General features: G+C 36.4%; 20 protein-coding genes, 1 pseudogene and 1 other annotated feature. Of the genes and pseudogenes, 17 read left to right on the top strand and 4 right to left on the bottom strand.

Annotation, left to right across the window (positions count from 1 at the left end):
- Window positions 1-164: 164 nt before the first annotated feature.
- Window positions 165-641: a methylated-DNA--[protein]-cysteine S-methyltransferase gene (locus AC4BC3_RS10510; RefSeq protein WP_490466469.1), complete on the top strand. Its 477-nt coding sequence runs from the start codon at window positions 165-167 to the stop codon at window positions 639-641.
- 94 nt (window positions 642-735) lie between these two features.
- Here AC4BC3_RS10510 and AC4BC3_RS10505 read toward each other — a convergent pair whose 3' ends face one another.
- Entirely contained in the window at window positions 736-1,779 is a 1,044-nt protein-coding gene (locus AC4BC3_RS10505) for a YeiH family protein (protein WP_490466468.1), read from the bottom strand.
- Between the two features lie 178 nt (window positions 1,780-1,957).
- Window positions 1,958-2,923 carry a TDT family transporter gene (locus tag AC4BC3_RS10500; RefSeq protein WP_490466467.1) on the bottom strand — a complete coding sequence of 322 codons (966 nt, stop codon included), beginning with the start codon at window positions 2,921-2,923 and terminating at the stop codon, window positions 1,958-1,960.
- 305 nt (window positions 2,924-3,228) lie between these two features.
- Here AC4BC3_RS10500 and AC4BC3_RS10495 point away from each other — a divergent pair, with 305 nt between their 5' ends.
- The 12 genes from AC4BC3_RS10495 to sufB all read left to right on the top strand — a co-directional run bounded on the left by AC4BC3_RS10495 (window position 3,229) and on the right by sufB (window position 14,572).
- A complete protein-coding gene (locus AC4BC3_RS10495; protein ID WP_490466466.1) occupies window positions 3,229-4,050 on the top strand; it encodes a LysR substrate-binding domain-containing protein in 822 nt (273 codons plus the stop codon).
- A 140-nt stretch (window positions 4,051-4,190) separates the two neighbouring features.
- A complete protein-coding gene (locus tag AC4BC3_RS10490) occupies window positions 4,191-5,378 on the top strand; it encodes an FtsW/RodA/SpoVE family cell cycle protein (RefSeq protein WP_490466465.1) in 1,188 nt (395 codons plus the stop codon).
- A 4-nt stretch (window positions 5,379-5,382) separates the two neighbouring features.
- A complete protein-coding gene (locus AC4BC3_RS10485) occupies window positions 5,383-5,739 on the top strand; it encodes an arsenate reductase family protein (RefSeq protein ID WP_490466464.1) in 357 nt (118 codons plus the stop codon).
- A gap of 1 nt (window position 5,740) precedes the next feature.
- Window positions 5,741-6,079 carry a glycine cleavage system H family protein gene (locus AC4BC3_RS10480; RefSeq protein WP_206907350.1) on the top strand — a complete coding sequence of 113 codons (339 nt, stop codon included), beginning with the start codon at window positions 5,741-5,743 and terminating at the stop codon, window positions 6,077-6,079.
- A 78-nt stretch (window positions 6,080-6,157) separates the two neighbouring features.
- Window positions 6,158-6,410, top strand: a binding site (T-box leader).
- Between the two features lie 71 nt (window positions 6,411-6,481).
- On the top strand, window positions 6,482-7,516 hold the full coding sequence (locus tag AC4BC3_RS10475; protein WP_206907349.1) for a methionine ABC transporter ATP-binding protein: 1,035 nt from the start codon (window positions 6,482-6,484) through the stop codon (window positions 7,514-7,516).
- Window positions 7,509-8,195 (top strand): methionine ABC transporter permease, encoded by a 687-nt coding sequence (locus tag AC4BC3_RS10470; RefSeq protein ID WP_206897556.1) that lies wholly within the window; start codon window positions 7,509-7,511, stop codon window positions 8,193-8,195. Before AC4BC3_RS10475 ends, AC4BC3_RS10470 begins: the two co-directional genes overlap by 8 nt.
- A 25-nt stretch (window positions 8,196-8,220) precedes the next feature.
- Window positions 8,221-9,066: a MetQ/NlpA family ABC transporter substrate-binding protein gene (locus AC4BC3_RS10465; RefSeq protein ID WP_206907348.1), complete on the top strand. Its 846-nt coding sequence runs from the start codon at window positions 8,221-8,223 to the stop codon at window positions 9,064-9,066.
- A gap of 348 nt (window positions 9,067-9,414) precedes the next feature.
- Window positions 9,415-10,188: a Fe-S cluster assembly ATPase SufC gene (gene sufC, locus AC4BC3_RS10460; RefSeq protein ID WP_206897554.1), complete on the top strand. Its 774-nt coding sequence runs from the start codon at window positions 9,415-9,417 to the stop codon at window positions 10,186-10,188.
- A 12-nt stretch (window positions 10,189-10,200) separates the two neighbouring features.
- Window positions 10,201-11,490 (top strand): Fe-S cluster assembly protein SufD, encoded by a 1,290-nt coding sequence (gene sufD / locus AC4BC3_RS10455; protein ID WP_490466463.1) that lies wholly within the window; start codon window positions 10,201-10,203, stop codon window positions 11,488-11,490.
- Window positions 11,487-12,719: a cysteine desulfurase gene (locus AC4BC3_RS10450; protein WP_490466462.1), complete on the top strand. Its 1,233-nt coding sequence runs from the start codon at window positions 11,487-11,489 to the stop codon at window positions 12,717-12,719. The genes sufD and AC4BC3_RS10450 overlap by 4 nt, the downstream gene beginning before the upstream one ends.
- The gene (gene sufU, locus AC4BC3_RS10445) at window positions 12,706-13,176 is read left to right on the top strand and encodes a Fe-S cluster assembly sulfur transfer protein SufU (protein ID WP_490466461.1); all 471 of its coding nucleotides are present in this window, start codon (window positions 12,706-12,708) and stop codon (window positions 13,174-13,176) included. The genes AC4BC3_RS10450 and sufU overlap by 14 nt, the downstream gene beginning before the upstream one ends.
- A 4-nt stretch (window positions 13,177-13,180) precedes the next feature.
- The gene (sufB, locus tag AC4BC3_RS10440) at window positions 13,181-14,572 is read left to right on the top strand and encodes a Fe-S cluster assembly protein SufB (RefSeq protein ID WP_206897550.1); all 1,392 of its coding nucleotides are present in this window, start codon (window positions 13,181-13,183) and stop codon (window positions 14,570-14,572) included.
- A gap of 91 nt (window positions 14,573-14,663) precedes the next feature.
- Here sufB and AC4BC3_RS10435 read toward each other — a convergent pair.
- Window positions 14,664-15,812: pseudogene (locus AC4BC3_RS10435) on the bottom strand (site-specific integrase).
- Between the two features lie 209 nt (window positions 15,813-16,021).
- A complete protein-coding gene (locus AC4BC3_RS10430; protein WP_490466460.1) occupies window positions 16,022-16,486 on the bottom strand; it encodes a hypothetical protein in 465 nt (154 codons plus the stop codon).
- Window positions 16,487-17,319: 833 nt separating this feature from the next.
- On the opposite strand from AC4BC3_RS10430, the gene AC4BC3_RS10425 reads away from it, so the two are divergent.
- The 4 genes from AC4BC3_RS10425 (at window position 17,320) to essA (ending at window position 22,778) form a co-directional block, all read left to right on the top strand.
- Window positions 17,320-18,204, top strand: a complete 885-nt coding sequence (locus tag AC4BC3_RS10425; RefSeq protein ID WP_490466459.1) for an Rgg family transcriptional regulator — start codon at window positions 17,320-17,322, stop codon at window positions 18,202-18,204.
- 369 nt (window positions 18,205-18,573) lie between these two features.
- Entirely contained in the window at window positions 18,574-18,870 is a 297-nt protein-coding gene (locus tag AC4BC3_RS10420; RefSeq protein ID WP_490466458.1) for a WXG100 family type VII secretion target, read from the top strand.
- Window positions 18,871-18,928: 58 nt separating this feature from the next.
- Complete coding sequence (gene esaA, locus AC4BC3_RS10415) at window positions 18,929-22,303, top strand: type VII secretion protein EsaA (RefSeq protein WP_490466457.1); 3,375 nt, start codon at window positions 18,929-18,931, stop codon at window positions 22,301-22,303.
- Window positions 22,296-22,778 (top strand): type VII secretion protein EssA, encoded by a 483-nt coding sequence (gene essA, locus AC4BC3_RS10410; protein ID WP_490466456.1) that lies wholly within the window; start codon window positions 22,296-22,298, stop codon window positions 22,776-22,778. The genes esaA and essA overlap by 8 nt, the downstream gene beginning before the upstream one ends.
- Window positions 22,779-22,786: the final 8 nt, after the last annotated feature.

The following is a 22,786-nucleotide window of genomic DNA, read 5'->3' as shown; positions in this document are numbered from 1 at the left end:
AAGAAATTGCTAAAAGTTAAGAAGAAAGCTATTACGAGTTGCAATTTTTCTTGAGATAGTAGATGATGAAACAAACTTTTGAAATAGTTTAAAGCATGCATTTTACATAGAATTCTAAGGAGGAAAGCCTACCATCAATCAGTTGAGTAGGCACAAAGAAAATAATGAAGATGAACACCATTGTTGGAAATCTTTGGTTTGACGCGGATGAAAAAGGAGTAACAAAAGTTAGTTTTACTCCGATTGAAGAGAGTGAAAATGCGAATCAGGAAATCTTACATTTAGCAAAAGAACAATTCTCAGAGTATTTTGCTGAAAAGCGAGAAGCGTTTACAGTTCCATTATCGATTCAAACAGGTACAGCCTTCCAGCAAGATGTTTGGCAAGCATTGATTGCTATTCCTTATGGGGAAAGCCGCAGTTACAAAGAAATCGCTCAAGCAATTGGGAACCCTAAATCTGTTCGAGCAATTGGACAAGCGAATCGGGTAAACCCTCTACCAATTATTGTCCCTTGTCACCGAGTGATTGGACAAAATGGTCAGCTAACGGGATACATGGGGAAAAAAGAGGAAGCATTGCAGATCAAAAAAATTTTACTGGAACTTGAAGGCGTCAAATTAAACCACAAAAATCATTAGAAATAACCTATAAGCAAAGAAAAGCTTGAGATCATCCACTGACAAATGATTGGATGATCTCAAGTTTTTTATGCTGTTTACTGTGTTGTTTATCTTAAAGTTGGATCAGCCAGATAAAGAACAAGGCCATGATGGTTTGAAGGATACCAACAGCTAATCCGTAAGAAAGAAATCTTGTTCCTTCTTTCATGAATTTTGCAAAATCCAAACGTAATCCGATTGCTGCCAAAGCAGTGATTTCGAACCAATTGCTAATAAAGTGTGCAGATTGACCAATAATTGCTGGAAGTTTGAATAAGCTATTGACGATACAAAAAAGGACGAAGCCCAAGACGTACCAAGGCAAAGGTAATTTTCGTTTTGTTCCTGTTCTTTTTTGATCTGTTGCAATTTTGGGATTTTTTTTCTGCATAAATTTTTCAAATAGAAACACAACAACAACTAGCATCATGATACGTAAAATTTTAAACAGCATAGCAAATTGAACGACTGATGCATCTAATAAACTCGCACCTGCAACAACTTGTCCAACAGATTGAAGTGTACCACCTAAAAGAGCACTTTTTTCAATCAGGTTGTCACCAAACAAATGTAAACCCAGAAACGGAAGGGTTAACATCATAACAGTTCCTAAAAGATTAACCAGTGTGATGATCTGTCCTTTTTCTTCTTCATCCGCATAGATCACTGGTGCGATCGAAGCAATTGCAGATGATCCACAGACGGCGTTCCCGCCAGCCATCAAGAGTGAAGAAGTCTCACTAAACTGAAGCTTTCTTCCAATCAGGTAAGCACCAATGATTGTAACGCTCATTTGCAATAAGACAAACACCACACCTTTTGTTCCAATGTTTGCAATTGTTTGAGCAGTAACAGTTGCACCAAGTAGGAAAACAGAACATTCTAGTAATTTGCTTTCAGCAAATTTTGTTCCTATTGCAAGACTTGGTTGCTTGAAAAAAGTATTACCTAGTAAAATACCTAATAATATGGCTAAAGTTGCTGCACCAAGTTGAGGTAAGAATAAAGCAAGAATCTTGCTAACAGCGGCTACTGAGACAGCCAGTAATAATCCTGGAAGAATCTTGCGTCCTCCTAATTTTTTTATCATTTTTAAATAAAAGAGCTGAGATTTCATGCGTATGTGTTTCCTTTCATAAATAAAATAATCCTTGAATAAAAAATACCTTGATTATCGTAGCATTAATTGAAATTTCTGACAAAAACGCAAAAATACTTCTGCCTTAATCAACAATTGAAAACAAAAGTTGAGAAAGACAAAAGTTAAAAGTTAAAAAGCTAGAAATGAAAGAAAACTAGACCCATTCGTTTACAGTGAAATTTTTTTGTTTTCTATGCTCTTTTAGTAAGAAGAGCAGGTAATGGCCAAGTACATATACGACCATACTTGTTGCAATTGCACATTCTACCACTTTTAAAACATTTAAAAGACCAACAGGTAAGCCGTGTAGTTCCAAATAATGTACGGCAGAAAACAAAGCTGTTGCTGAAATGACTAATGGGAAAGTGAAAGCTGCGTAGCTTGGATAGAAATGGAGTTTCAACAAGCGTGGCAACATAGAAAGCACAATGAAATACAAAATCTGTGATACTAAGAATAATGCAAGTACCAAGTAAAGGTTTGGGTGCTCAAAATTTTTCAAATAACCAGTCAAGCATAGAGAACCTGGAGCTGCAACAATAGTGATCAATGGTAACGTCGGTTGTGCCATATTCTTTACGAAAAAGACTCTTCGAAGGATGATTGGTAGTAAGAATATATAGCAGGCAAGTGATAACCAGAAGAATATTTTTCCAACAAGCGGGAAAAAGTTTCCAGCTGTAACCGTGATTACGCCAAAACCAACATAAATAATGAACCAACTTGGGTAAATCACTTCAATGGAAAGATCAGCTTTCACTACATGGCGATAGGTGAAGTATAAGACCAGTACAACTTGAAAAATCACAGCAGCCAACCAAATCAGTTTGACGATGGGTGCAATACTTTGAAAAGAAACAAAGTATGTACACAACACTAGAAGTGCCATCGTGAATGTTGGTGAAACTGAACCGATGATTGGATCATGTAAACTTTGCTTTGTGTGATCAAACAATAGAAATAGCTTCCCTAAAATTAGTAACATCAATGCCATGCTAATGATACCTAACAAATTACCTAAAGGAACCAAATGATACTCTTTGAATAAGTTACCTAAAGAAGCTAAACCAAGAATCAATCCACAAATAGGAACAGGAACGATTTTTAAAAAATTCTTCATTTATATTCTCCTTTTATTGTATTTATCGTTTATTGATCAAAAACCAACTAGGACTTCTCAAAAAGGAATTCTACATAAAATAGAGAGTTGGATGGTACTCTTTTATAAAACTGGGTCAGAAAGAGATGCCTTAAGTTCCTTTACGTGGTGAATAGAAAGTTGTCATCAAGTGTCTCCTTTTTGAGAAGAACGTTTACTGTAAAAAATGTTGAAGTTTTTACATTTCCTATTATAGTGATTTTATTGTATATTTAAATCAAATAGTTTTTATAGTTACTATAATAAAAAGTTATAGGAGTGGGAGTATGTTTAAATTGTTAGCTACATTTCGGGTCGCGTACGAAACTCGAAACTTTTCTCGAACAGCAGAACTTTTATTTCTGTCACAACCAGCTGTTTCAAGTCAGGTCAAACAATTAGAAAGAGATCTAGGAGTGACCTTATTTCAACGAAATGGGCGCAAAGAAATGATGCCAACGAAACAAGCAGATCTTCTCTATGAGCGTACGTTAGTTTTATTAGAAGAGTGGGATGAAACAAAACAACAATTATTAGATGAACAGAATGAAGAAGAGATTTGTCGAATTGTTGCTTCACATACTTTTTCTGTTTATTTATTGCCAAAAGTGATGAAATATTTGATTCCAAAATTTCCCAAGGTGAATTTTGTGATTGCATTTGCTAATTCACATGATGCTTTGAATCAAGTAGCAAAACATGAAGCGGATTTTGGTTTTATCGAAAAACCACTCGAAACTTCTGGTGTCCAAAGAAATTCACTCATGTCAGATGAATTAGTTGTGGCGGGGAATCCAGAGAGTGATCTCTGGCTAGTCAGAGAATCAACTTCAGGAGTGTTTCATTATACGCAACGGTATTTTGAAGAAAAGAATATTCATGGGAGAAAAATGTTAGTAAAAAGCAATGAAGTGATTGCTGCATTATTGAAAGAAGGTATCGGTCGCTCGATTCTTTCAAAACGTGCGGTACCAGAAAATGTGCCTTCAACGTCATTAGATTATCAACGTAAGTTTTATCTGATTCAGCGAACAAATTTAGTTTCGGAGCGCTTATTAGACATTGCAAAAGCAATTTTGATCTATAATGAACAGTATAAAAATAGTTAGACAAAGATATTGTGGTTAGTAATTTTTCAGGGCAAAAGGGAAAGTTAATTTTTTCCCAAATCTCATTCGCTGAGACTTTCAATTATAGAATCAGACCGCTATAATGAATAGCAGTATGGTTTTTAGAAAAGGGATGAAACATGGAAAAGAAAAAAAGAGCGTCAAATGATAATCGGATTGACTATGGTGTCATTTTACCAGTGTTCCTTTTATGTTTAATTGGATTACTTTCTTTATACGTAGCACTTAGTCATGATCCGAATAATCCATCTGTTCTTCGGGGAGTAGTGATGCAGACCGTGTGGTACATGGTTGGAGCTGTAGCAATTATTGTTATTATGCACCTGAATTCCAAGTGGATTTGGAAGTTAACACCCTATTTATACGGTCTGGGGTTAGTTGTTATGGGGTTGTTACTCAAATTTTATGATAAACAGCTCGCGTTAGTAACTGGATCAAAAAACTGGTTTAGTTTTGGTTCTTTCACTTTTCAACCAGCGGAATTGATGAAAATTGCGTATATTTTGATGATGGCGTTGATTGTGACCAAGCACAATAGTCAGTTGAAAGAACGAACGACTCAAAATGATTTATGGCTGATTGCTAAAATGTTGCTTGTAACATTACCTGTTTTAGCTTTAGTCATGGCACAAGATGATTTTGGAACGATGTTAGTTTTCTTGGCTATTTTCGGTGGAATTTTCTTGATGTCGGGGATTTCTTGGAAAATTGTTATACCTGTCGTAGTGGTTGCTTTAGTTGTTGGTGCAGGACTGATCTACTTAGTAACAACAGAAGGCGGAAGAGATTTATTATACAAAGTTGGTTTTAAATCTTATCAATTTGCTCGAATCGATTCTTGGTTAGATCCTTTCCATGATACGTCGGGGATGAGTTACCAACCAGCCCAAGGATTACTAGCCATTGGTTCTGGTGGTTTACTAGGTAAAGGATTCAATACTAGCGATGTATATGTGCCTGTTCGTGAGTCAGATATGATTTTTACGGTGATTGGTGAAAACTTTGGCTTCATTGGTGGTGCGTTCGTGATCTTTTTATATTTTATTTTGATTTATCGAATGATTCGCGTTTGTTTTGATACAAATAATGAATTTTATGCGTATATCGCTAGTGGCTTAATCATGATGTTGTTGTTCCATGTTTTTGAAAACATTGGCGCAAATATTGGTTTATTACCGCTAACGGGGATTCCCCTACCATTTATTAGTCAAGGTGGTTCGTCTATTCTAGGAAATTTGATTGGGATTGGTCTGATCCTGTCTATGCGTTTCCAAAATGAGGTGCCTGACAAAACATCTAGGAGGTAAAAGGTTGTACACATTTTATTGGTATCCAAAATGTTCGACTTGCAAAAAAGCAAAAGCGTGGTTAGATGAACATCAAATCGTTTATCAAGCAGTAGATATGATTCAAGAAACACCCACAGCTCAAACGATTGAAACGTGGTTCACAAATACTGATTTACCGATGCGTCGTTTATTCAATACGAGCGGGATGAAATATCGTGAACTAGGTTTGAAATCAAAAATCGATGGTTTTTCGATTCAAGAAGCAAGCAAGTTACTTGCAACTGATGGAATGTTGATCAAACGTCCACTCTTAGTGAAAGAAGATCAAGTAGTAATAGTTGGTTATAATGAAAAAACTTATGAAGGAGCATTAGTTTAACATGGCAGGCAAACATTTGAAGAAAACTGAAAATCTTTGGATTTTATTTAACGGAAAAGAATACTGCATTGGGTTAACGAATGAGGCACAAGAAGAATTGGGACAAGTGACCTTTATCAATTTACCAAAAGTTGGTAAGACGTATCAAAAAGGGGAACCATTGCTTGAAGTTGAAGCAGAAAAAGCGGTTAGTGAAATTGCCAGCCCAATTACAGGAACGATTTCTTCTGTAAATGAAAAAATTGATGCTGACATCAATATTTTAAATGATGAAGATGAGATGAATGCTTGGATTTTAAGTTTTAAAGAGGTTGATTCTCAAGATTTTGATCGTTTGTAATCACAGTTCATTTCATTGTGTTCATTTTAAAAATTGTTGACACTGGAATTTCTACTTGCTATAATCAAAAGCAATTACATGAAAGCTTTGAAAAGAAGAGTACATTTCACAGACGTTTGAAGAGAGCCCTGTTTGCTGAAAATGGGTAACGAACATGGGATGGAAGATGGTCTTAGAGCAGAGTGAGTGAGCGCAAGCGAACTTACTACGGGAGTGCCCGTTATAGCACGGCAGTATACGATTGATCATTCAAGTACTGTAAAGAGGTTATTGCTGCAAAGCATTAACGAATCAAGGTGGTAACACGGAAGTTTATGCTTTCGTCCTTTTGCTTAATAGAGCAAATGGGCGGAAGCTTTTTTGTTTATCCAAGAAAATTTTGAGAAGAAAGATGGGAAAAATATGGCACTAATCCAATTGACCAATGTCGAAAAGACTTTTGGTGGGAAAAACGGAGCAATTCATGCTGTCAACGATGTGTCTTTAAGTATCGAAAAGGGAGATATTTATGGAATCGTTGGGTACTCGGGCGCCGGGAAAAGTACGTTAGTCCGCTTGTTGAATGGACTTGAGCTACCTAGCAGTGGCGAGGTAATTGTAAATAATCAAGATATCACAAAATTAAAAAATAAAGAGTTACGTACTTTTCGTAAAAAAATCGGGATGATTTTCCAACATTTCAATCTTTTATGGTCACGTACAGTATTAGAAAATATCCAGTTACCGCTCGAACTTGCAGGTATACCAAAAACCCAACGTCGACAACGAGCGGAAGAATTATTGGGACTTGTTGGGTTGGAAGGTAGAGGAGATGCGTATCCTGCACAACTATCTGGTGGTCAAAAGCAAAGGGTTGGTATCGCGCGTGCATTGGCGAATGACCCAGAAATTTTATTATGTGATGAAGCTACTAGTGCACTCGATCCACAAACAACGGAAGAAGTGTTAGACTTATTATTGGCAATCAACAAAAAATTAAACTTAACAATTGTTTTGATTACACATGAAATGAATGTTATCCGTAAGATTTGTAATAAGGTTGCTGTAATGGAACTTGGAAAAGTAGTTGAAGAAGGCGAAGTTCTCAATGTTTTCCGTCATCCAAAACAAGAAGTAACCAAACGTTTTGTTCAACAAGATATTGAACCAGAAGCTGACTCTACTGAGTTATTAGCTGAATTGATCAAGGAAAATCCCAATGGTCGCCTAGTTACGCTAACGTTTGACGAAAATAATGCGAATGAACCAGTGATATCTCAGGCAGTTCGTCGTTACAACGTGGATATCAATGTTGTTTATGGCAAAATCAAACAAGCAAAAGAAGGTTCGTTTGGTTCCCTAACGATTTTGATGACAGGTGTAGAAAAAGAATTAGATCAAGCAGAAGTATTCTTTACCGAACAAGGCGTAGAAGTAGAGGTGATCCACCATGGATAAAAGCTTTTCAGAAACATATTTAGATTTTAGCCAAATCAATGCAGATACAATGAAACAAGCAATTGTTGATACTTTATACATGACATTGATTTCGATGGTTTTAGTTACAGTTATCGGATTGGTTTTAGGTTTAGTCCTTTATTCGATTGGTAGAAAAAAGAAACCTTACGCACGTATCGTATATGGTATCGTTTCGATTATTAGTAATATTTTCCGTTCCACACCATTTATGATCTTGATGGTATTGATTATTCCATTTACAAAAGCAATCGTTGGTACAATGCTTGGCGCACAGGCAGCGATTCCAGCACTGGTCTTATCTGCAGCACCATTTTATGCACGATTAGTTGAAATTGCTTTTCGTGAAGTAAGTCCGGGCGTTCTTGAAGCCGCAGATGCAATGGGCGCAAGTTATTGGGAAGTCATTTGGAAAGTGTTGATTCCTGAAAGTGTACCTGCGTTGATTTCAGGATTAACGGTAACGACGATCTCAATGATTGGTTTCACCGCAATGGCAGGAGCGATTGGTGCTGGTGGACTAGGTGGTTTGGCTTGGCAAGAGGGCTACCAACGTGGTAATTTGACAGTGACATTTGTTGCAACATTGATTATTTTAGCTATTGTATTCGTTGTTCAGGGAATTGGAGATTTCTTAACGAAGAAAACAGATAGAAGATAAGAATAAATAGTAGGGGGATATTAGGATGAAAAAGAAAATTTTTGGATTAGCAGCAGCACTTTTATTAACAGTAGGTTTGGCAGCTTGTGGGAACAGCGGAAAGGACAGTGCAAAAGATAGCTCGGATGAAACAACATTAAAAGTTGGTGCATCACCAACACCACATGCAGAAATTCTTGAGCACGTACAACCATTATTGAAAGAAGAAGGCATCAACCTTGAAATCGTTAAGTTCGATGACTATGTGTTACCAAACCAAGCGCTTGAAGAAGGCGACATTGATGCAAACTATTTCCAACATATTCCTTATTTAAACAAAGAAATCAAAGAAAAAGGATATGACTTTGCGAATGCAGGTGCGATCCACATTGAACCAATGGGCTTGTACTCTCAATCAATCAAGGATATCTCTGAATTAAAAGATGGTGCAACAATCATTACTTCAAACTCAGAATCTGACTGGGGACGAATCATCACAATCTTACAAGATGCTGATTTAGTGAAAGTCAAAGATGGTGTGGATCTTGAAACAGCGACATTTGATGACATTGCAGAAAATCCTAAAAATTTAAAATTCAATCATACAATTGATCCTTCTTTACTTGCGTCGACTTACCAAAACAGTGAAGGTGACTTAGTGGCCATCAATGCGAACTTTGCTTATGGTGCAGGTTTGAATCCATTAGAAGATGCAGTACTATTAGAAAAAGACAATTCGCCTTACGTAAATATCATTGCGACACGTTCGAAAGATAAAGATAGCAAAAAGATTAAAGCTTTGATCGAAGTATTACATCGTGAGGATGTTCAAAAATGGATCACTGAAAAATGGGGTGGTTCTGTGAAGCCAGTTTCAGCGGATGCAAAATAAAAAATCGTGAAAAAAGGTTGTGGCGCAAAACGTTTAGCTCCGAAAAATAAGGAATTTTTTCAAAAATAGCTACTCATATTTTTGGGAAACTTGAGATTATTTTGAAGAAAACCAGAATAAAGTCTACGACAAACTTCACTACACACAACTACAGGTATTTCATAAAAGAGTCAGCAAACAAAAACTTGTTCGCTGACTCTTTCTTTTTATACAAATTACAATGTAAAAATAAAGCTTTTTTTAGAATAAGTGAAAGTTATTCTAATTTCAGCTTGTTAGATCATTGCGCTTCATTCTCAATTAGTCTAAAATGGGTGAGAACGAAAGAGAATTTGGAGGGAAACTGGCATGTCTGTCTTAGAAGTAAAAAATTTACATGTATCTATCGAGGATAAAGAAATCCTTAAAGGCGTTAATTTAGTAATGAAAACGGGCGAAATCCACGCAATCATGGGACCAAATGGAACAGGTAAATCAACTTTATCTGCTGCCATCATGGGGAACCCTAATTATGAAGTAACCGAAGGCGAAGTCTTATTCGATGGGAAAAATATTTTAGACTTAGAAGTGGATGAACGTGCACGACTAGGGTTATTTTTAGCAATGCAATATCCAAGTGAGATTCCAGGAATCACTAATGCAGAATTTATGCGTGCAGCTATCAATGCAAAACGTGATGAAGATGACAAGATGTCTGTTATGACTTTCTTGAAAAAATTAGATGCAAAAATGGATTTATTAAATATGCCTGAAGAAATGGCTGAACGTTATCTGAATGAAGGTTTTTCTGGTGGTGAAAAGAAACGTAATGAAATTTTACAATTGCTGATGCTTGAACCAACATTTGCTATTTTAGATGAAATCGACTCAGGCTTAGACATTGATGCGTTGAAAGTAGTAGCAAAAGGTGTGAATGAAATGCGCGGTGAAAACTTTGGAGCATTAATCATCACGCACTATCAACGTTTGTTGAATTATATTACTCCTGACGTGGTTCATATCATGATGGAAGGTCGCGTTGTAATGACTGGAAATGCTGATCTAGCAAAACGTTTGGAAGCAGAAGGCTATGCTGGAATTAGTAAAGAATTAGGAATCGACTACAAAGAAGAAGAAGCGTAAGGAGGAGCAGGAATGAAAGAGAAAAACTGGCTCGGCTATCTTGACGCGGTCAACGACTTTTCTTTGAGTAAAGGAGAGCCTGCTTGGATGACAGAGCTTCGTCAACAAGCATTAGCAAAAGCAAATGAGTTGACTTTACCAAAAATTGAACGAGTAAAATTTGCTCGTTGGCCATTATTTGAGATCAAACAAATGGCAGATGTTGTGACAGATACAGGGAATGTTGCTGCGTTTGATGCAATGAAAGACAATCCAGTACTGGTACAACAAGGAACTTGGACTGTTTTTGAACAATTATCGACAGAATTAGCAGAAAAAGGTGTGATTTTCACTGACATTTTTACTGCAATGCAAGAGTATCCTGAACTAGTACAAGAATACTATATGACAAAAGCTGTCAATATGGATGAAGATCAGTTAACTGCCTTACATGCAGCATTTATGAATAGCGGTTTATTTCTTTATGTACCAAAAAATGTTGTGATTGAAGAACCAATTGAATCCTTATTTATTCAAGATGGTGCAATTGATCAACATTTCTTTAAACATATCTTGATTGTTGCGGATGAACATAGTGAATTTTCTTACCTTGAACGTTTCCAAACAACTGGCGAACAACTAGCAAAAGTTTCTGGAAACATCGTGGTAGAAGTCATTGCGAAAGCTGGATCAAAAGTGAAGTTTTCCGCAGTTGATCAGTTAGGTGAAAATGTGACAGCTTATATGAATCGCCGTGGGCATATTTTACGTGATGCTTCTGTAGATTGGGCAATTGGTGTGATGAATGATGGCAATATTGTTGCTGACTTTGATTCTGATTTAGTTGGCGAAGGTGGTCATTCTGAAGTGAAGATCGTGGCTATTAGTGGCGGCAAACAGACGCAAGGAATTGATACACGTGTGACGAATAAATCACCACATACGATTGGTCATATTTTACAACATGGCGTGATTCGTGAGCGAGGTGTGTTAACATTCAACGGAATCGGACACATATTAAAAGGCGCAAAAGGCGCAGATGCACAGCAAGAAAGTCGTGTCTTGATGCTTTCAGATAAAGCACGAGGCGATGCCAATCCAATTCTTTTGATTGACGAAAACGAAGTAACTGCTGGCCATGCGGCGAGTGTTGGTCGTGTCGATCCAGAAGAAATGTATTATTTGATGAGCCGTGGATTACACAAGGAAGAAGCTGAACGCTTAGTTATTCGTGGGTTCCTTGGTTCGGTATTAACGGCTATCCCCGTTGAAGAAGTGCAAAAAGAATTGATTGAAGTTATTGAAGGGAAGTTGAATGCATGATTCATGCAGAAAAATTACGCGCTGATTTTCCTATCTTATTTCAAGAAGTGAATGATGAAGCTCTGGTGTATTTGGATAATGCTGCAACGACTCAAAAACCAAAGCAAGTGTTAGATGCACTAACCAGATATTATGAAAAAGATAATGCAAATGTGCATCGTGGCGTGCATACTTTAGCTGAACGTGCGACCCATGAATACGAAGCTGCTCGAGAAAAAGTTCGTCGGTTTATCCATGCAAATGAAACAGCAGAGGTTCTATTCACGCGTGGGACGACGACAAGTTTGAATTGGGTTGCACGAAGTTTTGGAGAGTTCATTCATGAAGGAGACGAAATCGTTCTTTCTTATATGGAACATCACTCCAATATTATTCCATGGCAACAGTTAGCTAAACGAAAAGGCGCAACCTTAAAGTATATCGAGTTAACACCGGAAGGATTACTGGATATGGCTGATGCCAAAGAAAAAATTACAGCAAAAACAAAAATTCTTGCAATCGCCCATGTTTCCAATGTTTTAGGCGTCAAAAATCCAGTGAAAGAATTAGCAGAATTGGTTCACGAAAAAGGTGGCATAATTGTGATTGACGGGGCGCAAGCTGCACCACATATGCCAATCAACGTTCAAGAACTTGATTGTGATTTTTATGCTTTTAGTGGTCATAAAATGTGTGGCCCAACTGGAATTGGTGTTTTATATGGCAAAAGAACTTGGCTCGAACAAATGGAACCCGTTGAGTTCGGTGGCGAAATGATTGACTTCGTTGAACTTTACGATAGCACATGGAAAGAATTGCCTTGGAAATTTGAAGCCGGAACACCAAACATTGCTGGCGCCATTGCACTGGGACATGCGATTGATTATTTGGAAACGATTGGATTAGCAGAAATCCATCGTTATGAAGAAGAAATTGTAGCCTATGTGTTGCCTAAACTTCAAGCAATTGAAGGATTGACGATTTATGGCCCACAAGAGCCAGAAATACGTACCGGAGTGATTGCGTTTAATTTAGAAAACTTACATCCACATGATGTGGCAACAGCTCTTGACATGGAAGGTGTAGCAGTTCGAGCAGGACATCATTGCGCGCAACCATTATTGAATTATTTACAGGTACCTGCAACAGCTCGAGCAAGTTTTTATTTCTACAATACTAAGCAAGACGCCGATCGATTAGTTGAAGCAATTCTCGCAACAAAGGAGTTTTTCCAACATGGGACTATCTAAATTAGACAATCTTTATCGTCAAGTGATTCTAGATCATTCTTCCCATCCACACCACCGTGGAAGTTTGACCGAATCAACGAATAAAATTGAACTAAACAATCCAACTTGTGGTGATGTAATCGAATTACAAGTAGATGTTAAACATGGTGTGATTGAAAATATCGCATTTGATGGGAGTGGCTGCTCAATCAGTACAGCCAGTGCTTCAATGATGACGGATGCCGTAATTGGTAAAACCGTTGCTGAAGCACAACACTTAACAGTTGAATTTTTACAACTTGTTCAAGGAAACGAAGTCACTGATGAAGAAAAATTAGGTGATGCAGCCATGTTAAGTGGTGTTGCGAAGTTTCCAGCCAGAATCAAGTGTGCCACACTTGCTTGGAAAGCGTTAAGTCAAGCAGTGACCGAAAATGGCACGGCGACAGCCCACCATTACCATAAAGAAGAGGAGTGAGAATATGGGCGTACCAGAATTAGAAGAATATAAATTTGGGTTTCACGATGATGTGCAACCTGTTTTCAGTACCGGAGAAGGGCTAACCGAAGAAGTCATTCGTGAAATGTCACGAATAAAAGAAGAACCAGAGTGGATGCTCGATTTTCGTTTGAAGTCATTAGAGACATTTAACAAAATGCCAATGCAAACTTGGGGCCCCGACTTGTCTGATATTGACTTTGAAGCCATCAAATATTATCAAAAACCAAGTGATAAACCTGCGCGTGACTGGGAAGATGTGCCAGAAAAAATCAAAGAAACCTTTGAAAAAATCGGAATTCCTGAAGCCGAACGTGCTTATTTAGCGGGAGCGTCAGCTCAATACGAATCAGAAGTGGTTTACCACAACATGAAAGAGGAATTTGAAAAATTAGGGATCATTTTTACTGACACAGACTCTGCGTTGAAAGAATATCCAGAATTATTCAAGGAATATTTTGCTAAATTAGTGCCACCAACTGACAACAAATTGGCTGCACTGAACTCTGCCGTTTGGTCAGGAGGTACGTTCATCTATGTACCAAAAGGTGTTCGAGTAGATGTTCCTTTACAGACCTACTTCCGAATCAATGCAGAAAATACTGGACAATTTGAACGAACATTAATTATTGTTGATGAAGGTGCTAGTGTTCACTATGTGGAAGGCTGTACAGCACCAACTTATTCAAGTAATAGTTTACATGCGGCGATTGTTGAAATTTATACCAGAAAAGATGCTTATTGTCGCTATACAACAATCCAAAACTGGTCTGACAATGTCTATAACTTAGTAACGAAACGGGCAAAAGCTTACGAAGGCGCAACAGTTGAATGGATTGACGGAAACCTTGGTGCGAAAACAACGATGAAATACCCAAGTGTTTACTTAGACGGAAAAGGTGCTCGAGGCACAATGCTATCAATCGCTTTTGCTGGTGCAAACCAAATCCAAGATACCGGTGCTAAAATGATTCACAATGCACCAAACACTTCAAGCTCTATCGTCTCAAAATCAATTTCAAAGGACGGTGGCGAAGTCAATTATCGTGGACAAGTAACCTTTGCTAAAGACAGTGCAGGTTCTATTTCCCACATTGAATGTGACACGATTATCATGGATGAACTATCAAAATCAGATACGATTCCATTCAATGAGATTCATAATAGCCAAGTTTCTTTGGAACACGAAGCGAAAGTCTCAAAAATTTCTGAAGAGCAGCTCTACTATTTGATGAGCCGTGGCTTGACTGAATCAGAAGCGACAGAAATGATCGTGATGGGCTTTGTTGAGCCATTCACCAAAGAACTTCCAATGGAATACGCAGTTGAACTCAACCGTTTGATCAGTTATGAGATGGAAGGGTCAGTAGGGTAATACTTGTTTATATGCTAGAAACCTTGATGTATGAGGTTTCTAGCTTTTTTTGTTTTCACATTTTGATTTATTACACCGCAATTTACACCGTCTAGAAACCAATATAATTAGCAAATTTTTCTCCTGTATCCTCAATCATCTGAGGTGTTACTTGAGCGTAGATGTTCATTGTAGTTTGAACATCCTTATGGCCCAATCGAGACTGCACTTCTTTGATAGATGCACCTGCCTCGAATAGAAGACTACAATGGATAAAGCGAAAACCATGTGGAGTTATTATTTTAAGATCTACTCCATTTTTCTCAGCCTTTTCATAAATCCATTTCAGCCAATCACTAATGACTTGTGGATAGTAAAGTTTATTTTGTTTATTAGTAAAAATGAATTGATCTTGGTCAAAAGTATTAAAACCCATCTTTAGATAAGTTTCACGTTGAGCAAATTGCCAAGTTCGTAGCTTATGAACAGTAATATTATCCAATTTGATTGATCATATTGAGTTAGCTGTTTTGGGTTCTTGAATAATGATTTTTGTATATTCATCTAACGCAATTGTTTTTCCAATTGATAAGATCTTTTTTGAAAAATTTATGTCTTTCCATTGCAAAGCAAGCACTTCAGATTTTCTCATTCCAGTAAATGCAATTATACGAAAGAAAGTTTCTAATTTGATCGTTCTCATACTCTCTAAATGCTTGAAAAAAAGTTGTAATTCTTCTTTGGTAAAAAACTTAACAAATTGTTCAACTTCTTTTTTTCTAGGCATTATAATTTTCTGCATTGGATTAGATTTCATAACTTCCATAGCTACGCCAAATTTCATGATTTTTTGAGCTTCTTTTTTCAAATAGCTATATTGCTTGTATTTTGAATGCCATTTGTTAACTACTTTTTGACAATAGTAAATTGTGATTTTGTCTAATTTCATTTTCCCAAAAGCAGGGAGTACGTGAAGTTCACAATAACGTTTTGCGGTTGCAACCGAGAATGGTTTTACAGATAGTCGATATTGCTCTAACCATAAATCGTATAACTGTTGAAACATCATGGATTGTTTATGTTGTAAACCGTTATTATCAAATTCTACCTGTAGTTGATTTAATTCTTTTTGTGCAGCTTTTTTAGTTTTGAAACCTCTTCGAGTAATTCGAACTTCTTTGCTCTCCTCACTTTGACCGAGATATGCTCTTAATTCCCCAAATTTACCTTTTCTAGTTTCATATTCACGAAACATTGCCATTTCTTTTTCTCTCCTTAATGTGTGGGGCACATAGGAAAAGAAATTAAATTGCTTCTTAATTCAATGCTTGTTTACTACTTATTCAAGGTATTTTATTCAGAAAAAACAGAATGTAAGGATATTTTTCTCTATTTTGATATATTTGATAATTTTCATAATTATGGTAAAAAGCCAATCTGCTGGTTGGGTGTAATATCAGAATTGACATTTTAAATGTTTTCTTTATTTTCGAGAATAAATCTAATTTTGTTATAAGTATCATCGATTTTATCATAAGGTATTTTCTCCATTGTGTTTGAAGTAAGCACATCATGTTTGTCATCAAAAACAGGATATCCTTCGTAATATTGAACCATGGGGAAACAAAATCGTTCTATGGTATCAATTTTTTCATAAATACCATCGATAGAATCAAAAGGAATTGATTTGTAGTAAGGATTAAAAAAAACAAAGTCTCCATTCTTATCTACAACGGTTGATCCATCTTTATTTGTCGCATGATGCTGCTTGAAGAAAAAGTAATCAAGGTATTCTGTTTTTTCGACAAGCGTATCAAGTGAGTCACCGATATTTTTTAATGTTTTCTCCGCTTGAAAGACATTCCGTACGTTTTCATCGTATTCATCAATTCTATCTAGCACAACTGGAACATCTGAAACTGCGATTTCTTTCAATGTCCCAAATCGCGTACCCCTCAATATCTAATAGGGGAGGTAAAATTAAAATAACGAAATAAAAAAACCATAATAAACATTGACATAGCTGGTTTCAATAATGAGAAGTGCTTGTGCGACTTCTTTGGATTTAGAAGTCGCATAAAAATTTAAAGTGAGTCATGACAAGGGTTCGATAAACTATTATTGCTCTCCAAGAAATACTAAAATGTTATTTAAAAAGGTGTGCTGACTGTGAATGCGAAAGAATTAAGAAACTATCGTTACAAATTTGAGAGAATGAATAAATTTTTCTAATTACGTCCAATGAATGAGCTTTGCCTTATAAATTCAACGATTCTTGAATGTTCAGTAGACAATATATATATATAATATTAAAATAGAATGATTAATAGTAATTATTTACTAGTGGGGAACAGCTGATTTTAATACCATGGTTAAAATACTAGTGAACTGAGCTTATATTTAACCATGGTACTTTGCTGTTCATCGTCTAAAAATTTATTCAATCAGAATCAGTTCAGACTTTCGATATAAAATAGTCTAGTAAAAATTTTTTTAGTTTCTTTCCTAAATGATAATATCTATAAATAGTATTTTTATGTTATTATCATAAGTAAGAAGAAAAGAGGTATCCATGATTATTTGCCAAAATTGAAAAGAGTAACTATAAAATAATTATAATCCACCACCACATGATTGTTTATCCCTCCTTTTTACAATTAATTCGATTTGATGATAATTGCAAAAAGTGGAACTAAATCATTATTCTTCTTATATAGTAATTTTTGATCGTTTACGACGAAATGGAACAAGGAGAGAGCAGTTGAAAAATGGAAGTATGGGAAATTGTTGAAAGAGTAAGAAAGCAAAAAGGAATAAGCATATCTGAAATTTGCGGAACTGAAGTTAGTCGATCTGTTTATGATAGGTTTGTAAAAAATGAGGCGGATACCACTGTTAGTAAATTGACGTATTTATTAAATAGAATTAATCTTGATTATGATGAACTGAAAATATTTAATTACCCTGAAAATGTAAATGATATTGGGCGCATAATGAAAGAGATACAAACAGCTTTTTTATGCAAAGATGTGGATGAGTTATTACGAATTGCTGAATTTTGCAAACTCCAAGATGATCAGATTACTACGCGAGAGCAGAATATGATTAGTTTGTGTGAACTATTGATTGCTCGTTTACAAGGAGAAAAAGTAAATGTAAAAAAATCGAATATTTATCAGTACTTAATTAATGCCCAAACCTGGACTCATTATGAACTTGTTTTGTTTAATAATTGTATGTTTGCTTTTACACCTAAATTCGTAGAATTGATTCTTGAAAGGTCTTTGTTAAGTTTATCTATGTATAAAGACAGCAAGAATGGTCGGAGCGAAAGTTTTCGCATGCTTTCAAACGCTATTGTTTATTTCATTCAAAATAATAAACGCAGTTTTGCTTGGAAATATCTTGAAAAGTTAGATGAGTTTCATATAGATGAAGACATGTATTTTGAGGCTAATTTACGATTATTTTTAAATGGTATTTGGGATGCAATCAGAGGCGATGAAGACGGAAAAGTGAAAGTGAAACAATCCCTAAAGGTATGCGAATACCTTTCTTCTAAACAATATCAACGAATGAATTATGAGTTATTGAAGTATATAGAAGAAATGTTCGATATTAATTTTGAATTAGATGAAGATGCATTTGGATAGTTTTTGACAGTTAAGAAAATGAAGCAAGGCATGTGCTAGTCCGTTTATTTACAAAATCCCTTAATCTAATAAGATATTTATGTTTTTATAAAAGTATGAATTTGAAATGAGATAATAAATAAAGTAGGTACATAAATATACTGATTTATAAGTTCAAAAGATGATAAACGTAATCTTTTGAACTTTTTATATTATTGTTAGCAAATTCAAGTGGCAGTTTTTTGTAAGTAAATAGAATCGGATTCTCGACATCTAAAAAAGGCGTTTTTTCATCGTATACGCAAATTTTTTCTATATTTGGTGAATTTTATTTTGTGAATCCTTAAATGGCTTATTCTAATGGTAACTTTTTTAAGGAGGAATTATTAAATGGCAGGAGCAATTACAGTCACACCAGAACAGCTGAAATCACAAGCAAAAGTATACCAACAAGCATCAGCGCAAATCGAGGATGCGATTCGAAAAGTCAACTCAATGAACCAAACGATCTCACAACAATGGCAAGGGGAAGCATTCCGGGCCTATTTAGAACAATATAACCAGTTGGAAGGCAATGTGAATCAAATGGAAGAATTGTTAGAAAGTATTCACGGACAGTTGAACAAATATGCGGATACAGTGGCAGAACGTGACCGTCAAGATGCTGGTTCATTTGGATTAAATTAAACTAGATCGGAAAACGTCAGCACAACAGCCGTGCTGACGTTTTTTTGAGGGGAATAATATGAAAAAGAAGATAAATACTACACTTTCTTTAGTAAGTTTAACAATTGGAGGAATAGCATTCGTCACGTTATTGCTTTTTTTCGCCTTAAAAGATGACAATCTCAGAAAGGCCGCTGAGGATCAGACCTCTCAAGTTACTTATGTATTAGTGAATGAGGATAAGGGGGCAAAGTTTGAAAATAAACAATACATATTAGGCAGAGATTTTGTCACCTTGATCAACAATGATTTAGAGCATAATTGGCAGACCACAACAAGAAGTGTTGCTGATGCAGGAATTTCTGATGGTCAGTTTGATGCGGTTATCTACATTCCGCAAAATTTTTCGGAGCGTTTATTAGATTTGCAAAGTAGTGCACCTGATCAAGCAGTAATAGATTATCAGGTAAGCGAAGGACAGAATGAATTAACCAATCAGGCTATTCAAATGAAAGTCGATAGTATTTTAAAGGAATTTAATCAACGAATTGTTCAAATGTATTTTTCCAGTATCGTTGGGAATCTTTCTGAGGCTCAGAGAAATGTCAATACGATCGTTCAAGGAGATAAAGAGACTCATACGGAGTTGTCCGCAAATATCCATAGTCCATTTAAAGAGTTACCCGAAAGCTTTTCATCCGTATTGGATGTTTCTAGTATTTTGGATGAGGATAATAAACGATTTATTGCTGAACAAAAGGGATTTGTCGATTCTGTCAATCAATTATTGGATTCGAATAATGAAGGATTGAACAGCTCCAGTGAATCGGTAGAAAAGAATAAAGAGACGGTGGATCAATTTACGGAGGATATAAATAAAAAAGTAGAAGAAGCAATCAAACAATTCAATGAACAAGTAGAGCTTCAAAAAAAACAATTGGACTTGCAATGGGAAAGCAATCTGACGAATTATCAAGGTCAATTTGACGGATTGAATCATTCTTTGCTGCAGCAAATGAATCAATTTTACCAAACAGATTCAAGCTCATCGAAGAATACTGGTGTCTTGGCGGATTTCTACGGACAGGCAGCCTATTTCAAAGAAAGCCAAGAAGCGCGTAAAGCGGAAATAGAAAATGAAATTAGTCAATTGACTGAACAGGTAGAAACATTAAAGACGTTACGAAAAACAATCGCTGAAACCTATTATGCCGATGGAGAAAAAACAGCCGACAATTCGACAGAAGAAGATGCGAAACAGGCGATATTAAATTTGACAGACCTTACTGACAGTCAAAATTCATCAAAGCTAAAGGATCAATATCTGCAAGTATTGAATGACAAAATAAATACACTAAATAGTGGAGAAATGGAAACATTGTTGGATCTCCTAGTTAGCGAAGGGAAAATTACACCTCCGCAGGCGGATCAATACAAACAGGAACTGAGAGTTGTCGAAAGGTATGCCCTTGATTATGGCGTTGCGTTTAATCCGAATCCAGTTTTTACCTACTTATCTAGTAACAATGCACCTCATACAAACCCGGTTGATATTGTTCAGTCTCGGACATTTGTAATCGAACCCGATGTATCGACAACCCTTGATTTAGATTCAGGTTCTAACGTAGAAATTAAGGATATCGCACTTCTTGCGACACAAATTAAAACGACACTTGATAGTCAATTAAGTGCCTATGATTATGAAGCAACAGTGACACCTGCTTCTTCACGAAGTTTAAGCATTACTACCACATTAAAATCAGGTGGAACACCACCCACTGATTTGCCGAAACAACTAGGAGTGACCGTCCAACCAACGATTCAATGGACGCTATCAGATACAGAATCGAAAGAGTCCTTCGTCAATCTTTTATATAGCTGGTGTGTAAATGGTTCTGAACAAGTTTCTGGTTACTATGCGGGCTTTGCTGATAAGAAAAGTCCGATTGTCACAGATTTACCTCAAATTCTAGCACAATTTGAAACTTTGGGAGCCTGTGCACAACAAGTAATGACGCTTTTTGCTGATCCAAATCAGCAATCAAATGTTGCAAGCTATCTTGCGACAATTAACGATCCGATAAATGTTGGATTGAAATTAGCAGATTTTGCGACAAGTGAATCGATTTATAATTCCTATGACAATATCACGGATGAGGCGAAAAGAAATCTTATTCAAAATTCTTTAGTAAAGGAATATAAAAATGGCGGCGATAAGCTTTACCGCCAAACAGATGCGCAAATCAATGCGTTACTTCAAACAATTGGAACAAAAGACAATGCGGCAAATGAAAAAAATACGTTGTATAGCACATTGCATTTTATGCTGACGCCAGAGATGTTAACGAATGAAGTACTGAAATTGAACCAATGGTTTGATGAAGCGAATAAACAAATCGCGGCAACCTATGGTAGTTGGAAAGAGGCGGACAAAATTCAGGCAGAGTCTATTATCAATGATGAAAATCCTCATCCTGAATCTGGAGATACCGAACCAATCGCAGAAGCAACCACGTCTATCATAGATTCAATGAAACAGTTAGTAGAAACAGCGAGGCAATCGGCTGAATCAACTAGCAAATCAGCTGCTGAAGTAGAAGATGTAGGCTCTAAAATAGAAGACTTAACGAAGACAACAAAAGAGGTTCAAGGAAATGCGGATAAAGTCCTAGGTAACTTGGATAAGGTTGTTGAAGAGGCGAATAAAAAGGATACAACGAATGATATTTACAGCAAAAATTTTGACAAAGTGCTCGCGAATACTCGACAAGGGGGGGCAGACAATCAGAAGGTCTTTAATTTCTTAGCCAGTCCGATGAATACCCTTGGTGAATTTGGCGAAAATCGAACAATTTCTGTTGTTCCATATTACTTAACATTCATTGGAACGCTTGTGGCCATTTTTATTGGTTATGGACTTTCTACTAGTCTCTTTGAAAGACAGCTCCGTAAGCATGATTTCTTTGTCACCCAAAGTCGCATTTGGAAAAATACACCAAATGCACTGAGAACACTACTTATCAGTAGTATCATTGCTGGCTTCGTTAGTGGGATTACCCTGTCAATGGTTACGGTGAGATCAGCCGGTGGTTGGTTTACCTATACATTTTTGGTGTTCTTGATGTGTTTATTATTCGCAACATCGTTCGCGCGGCAATTTAGACGAACTAGCCTGTTTGTGATTGGAATACTTTTTGGTTTTTACTTAATGATGACTCCGTTATTGGGGATGACGACAACACCAGGAAGTATTGTTCGCCTAATCTTTAGAGTGTCACCTTTGCAGAATATTGAGAATGGCTATAGTGCATTAATCAATGGCATGTCGATTGGTTGGCTGACCTATTTAATCTTAATTCTTTTAGTGCTGATTGCTTTCGGATTGAATTTCTTAGTGAATGCGCAAAAAGATAGCATGGGTGAACCGTTAGGCCAGGTGATTGATCATGGGTAAACGAAAACTCATTGGGCTAATCGTACTTCTGATAGGAGCGAGCCTATTTGGTAGTGAAGCAGTGGCTGAAAATGGCAAGCTAACCATCAATAATCAAGTGATTTACGAGAAAAATAAAGAAAAAGAGGATTCGATAGAGTATCTGATCGCACCGGATTTATTTTTGGAAAATAAAACGAACGCTGATCAGCAGAACTTGAATACTCGAGAAAAGATCTCACAGCAAGCGAAAGAGAAAGTATTCATTTCAAAGCAATTACCTGAAACTGGTAAAGAAACCAGGGCCTTTGAAAAAAAATTATTTCTGGAGAACTACGAAGGTGCTACCGAACACAATAATCAAGGAATGCAACAATCTAATTCGCTTTCCAAATCTTTGGTCTACATTTTTGCAGGTGGATTGATCATAGGTATGCTTGTTGTCGGGATTTTACTTGGTCGTAGATTCTCAACAGTTTTTGTTAAAAAAAATTAGGAGGAACA

The sequence above is a fragment of the Enterococcus sp. AAFC-DPL-6103 genome, from assembly GCF_058216595.1.
The sequence above is the reverse complement of the archived record's forward strand: the minus strand, read 5'-3'. Positions and strand labels throughout refer to the sequence as shown.

What these genes read in the sequence shown, in the direction of transcription:
- AC4BC3_RS10465 (WP_206907348.1), top strand. Translation starts at nt 8,221, where the DNA reads ATGAAAAAGAAAATTTTTGGATTAGCAGCAGCACTTTTATTAACAGTA.
- sufU (WP_490466461.1), top strand. Translation starts at nt 12,706, where the DNA reads ATGGGACTATCTAAATTAGACAATCTTTATCGTCAAGTGATTCTAGAT.
- AC4BC3_RS10495 (WP_490466466.1), top strand. Translation starts at nt 3,229, where the DNA reads ATGTTTAAATTGTTAGCTACATTTCGGGTCGCGTACGAAACTCGAAAC.
- essA (WP_490466456.1), top strand. Translation starts at nt 22,296, where the DNA reads ATGGGTAAACGAAAACTCATTGGGCTAATCGTACTTCTGATAGGAGCG.
- AC4BC3_RS10425 (WP_490466459.1), top strand. Translation starts at nt 17,320, where the DNA reads ATGGAAGTATGGGAAATTGTTGAAAGAGTAAGAAAGCAAAAAGGAATA.
- sufB (WP_206897550.1), top strand. Translation starts at nt 13,181, where the DNA reads ATGGGCGTACCAGAATTAGAAGAATATAAATTTGGGTTTCACGATGAT.
- sufD (WP_490466463.1), top strand. Translation starts at nt 10,201, where the DNA reads ATGAAAGAGAAAAACTGGCTCGGCTATCTTGACGCGGTCAACGACTTT.
- AC4BC3_RS10505 (WP_490466468.1), bottom strand. Translation starts at nt 1,779, where the DNA reads ATGAAATCTCAGCTCTTTTATTTAAAAATGATAAAAAAATTAGGAGGA.
- AC4BC3_RS10450 (WP_490466462.1), top strand. Translation starts at nt 11,487, where the DNA reads ATGATTCATGCAGAAAAATTACGCGCTGATTTTCCTATCTTATTTCAA.
- AC4BC3_RS10475 (WP_206907349.1), top strand. Translation starts at nt 6,482, where the DNA reads ATGGCACTAATCCAATTGACCAATGTCGAAAAGACTTTTGGTGGGAAA.
- sufC (WP_206897554.1), top strand. Translation starts at nt 9,415, where the DNA reads ATGTCTGTCTTAGAAGTAAAAAATTTACATGTATCTATCGAGGATAAA.
- AC4BC3_RS10470 (WP_206897556.1), top strand. Translation starts at nt 7,509, where the DNA reads ATGGATAAAAGCTTTTCAGAAACATATTTAGATTTTAGCCAAATCAAT.
- esaA (WP_490466457.1), top strand. Translation starts at nt 18,929, where the DNA reads ATGAAAAAGAAGATAAATACTACACTTTCTTTAGTAAGTTTAACAATT.
- AC4BC3_RS10510 (WP_490466469.1), top strand. Translation starts at nt 165, where the DNA reads ATGAAGATGAACACCATTGTTGGAAATCTTTGGTTTGACGCGGATGAA.
- AC4BC3_RS10490 (WP_490466465.1), top strand. Translation starts at nt 4,191, where the DNA reads ATGGAAAAGAAAAAAAGAGCGTCAAATGATAATCGGATTGACTATGGT.
- AC4BC3_RS10500 (WP_490466467.1), bottom strand. Translation starts at nt 2,923, where the DNA reads ATGAAGAATTTTTTAAAAATCGTTCCTGTTCCTATTTGTGGATTGATT.
- AC4BC3_RS10480 (WP_206907350.1), top strand. Translation starts at nt 5,741, where the DNA reads ATGGCAGGCAAACATTTGAAGAAAACTGAAAATCTTTGGATTTTATTT.
- AC4BC3_RS10420 (WP_490466458.1), top strand. Translation starts at nt 18,574, where the DNA reads ATGGCAGGAGCAATTACAGTCACACCAGAACAGCTGAAATCACAAGCA.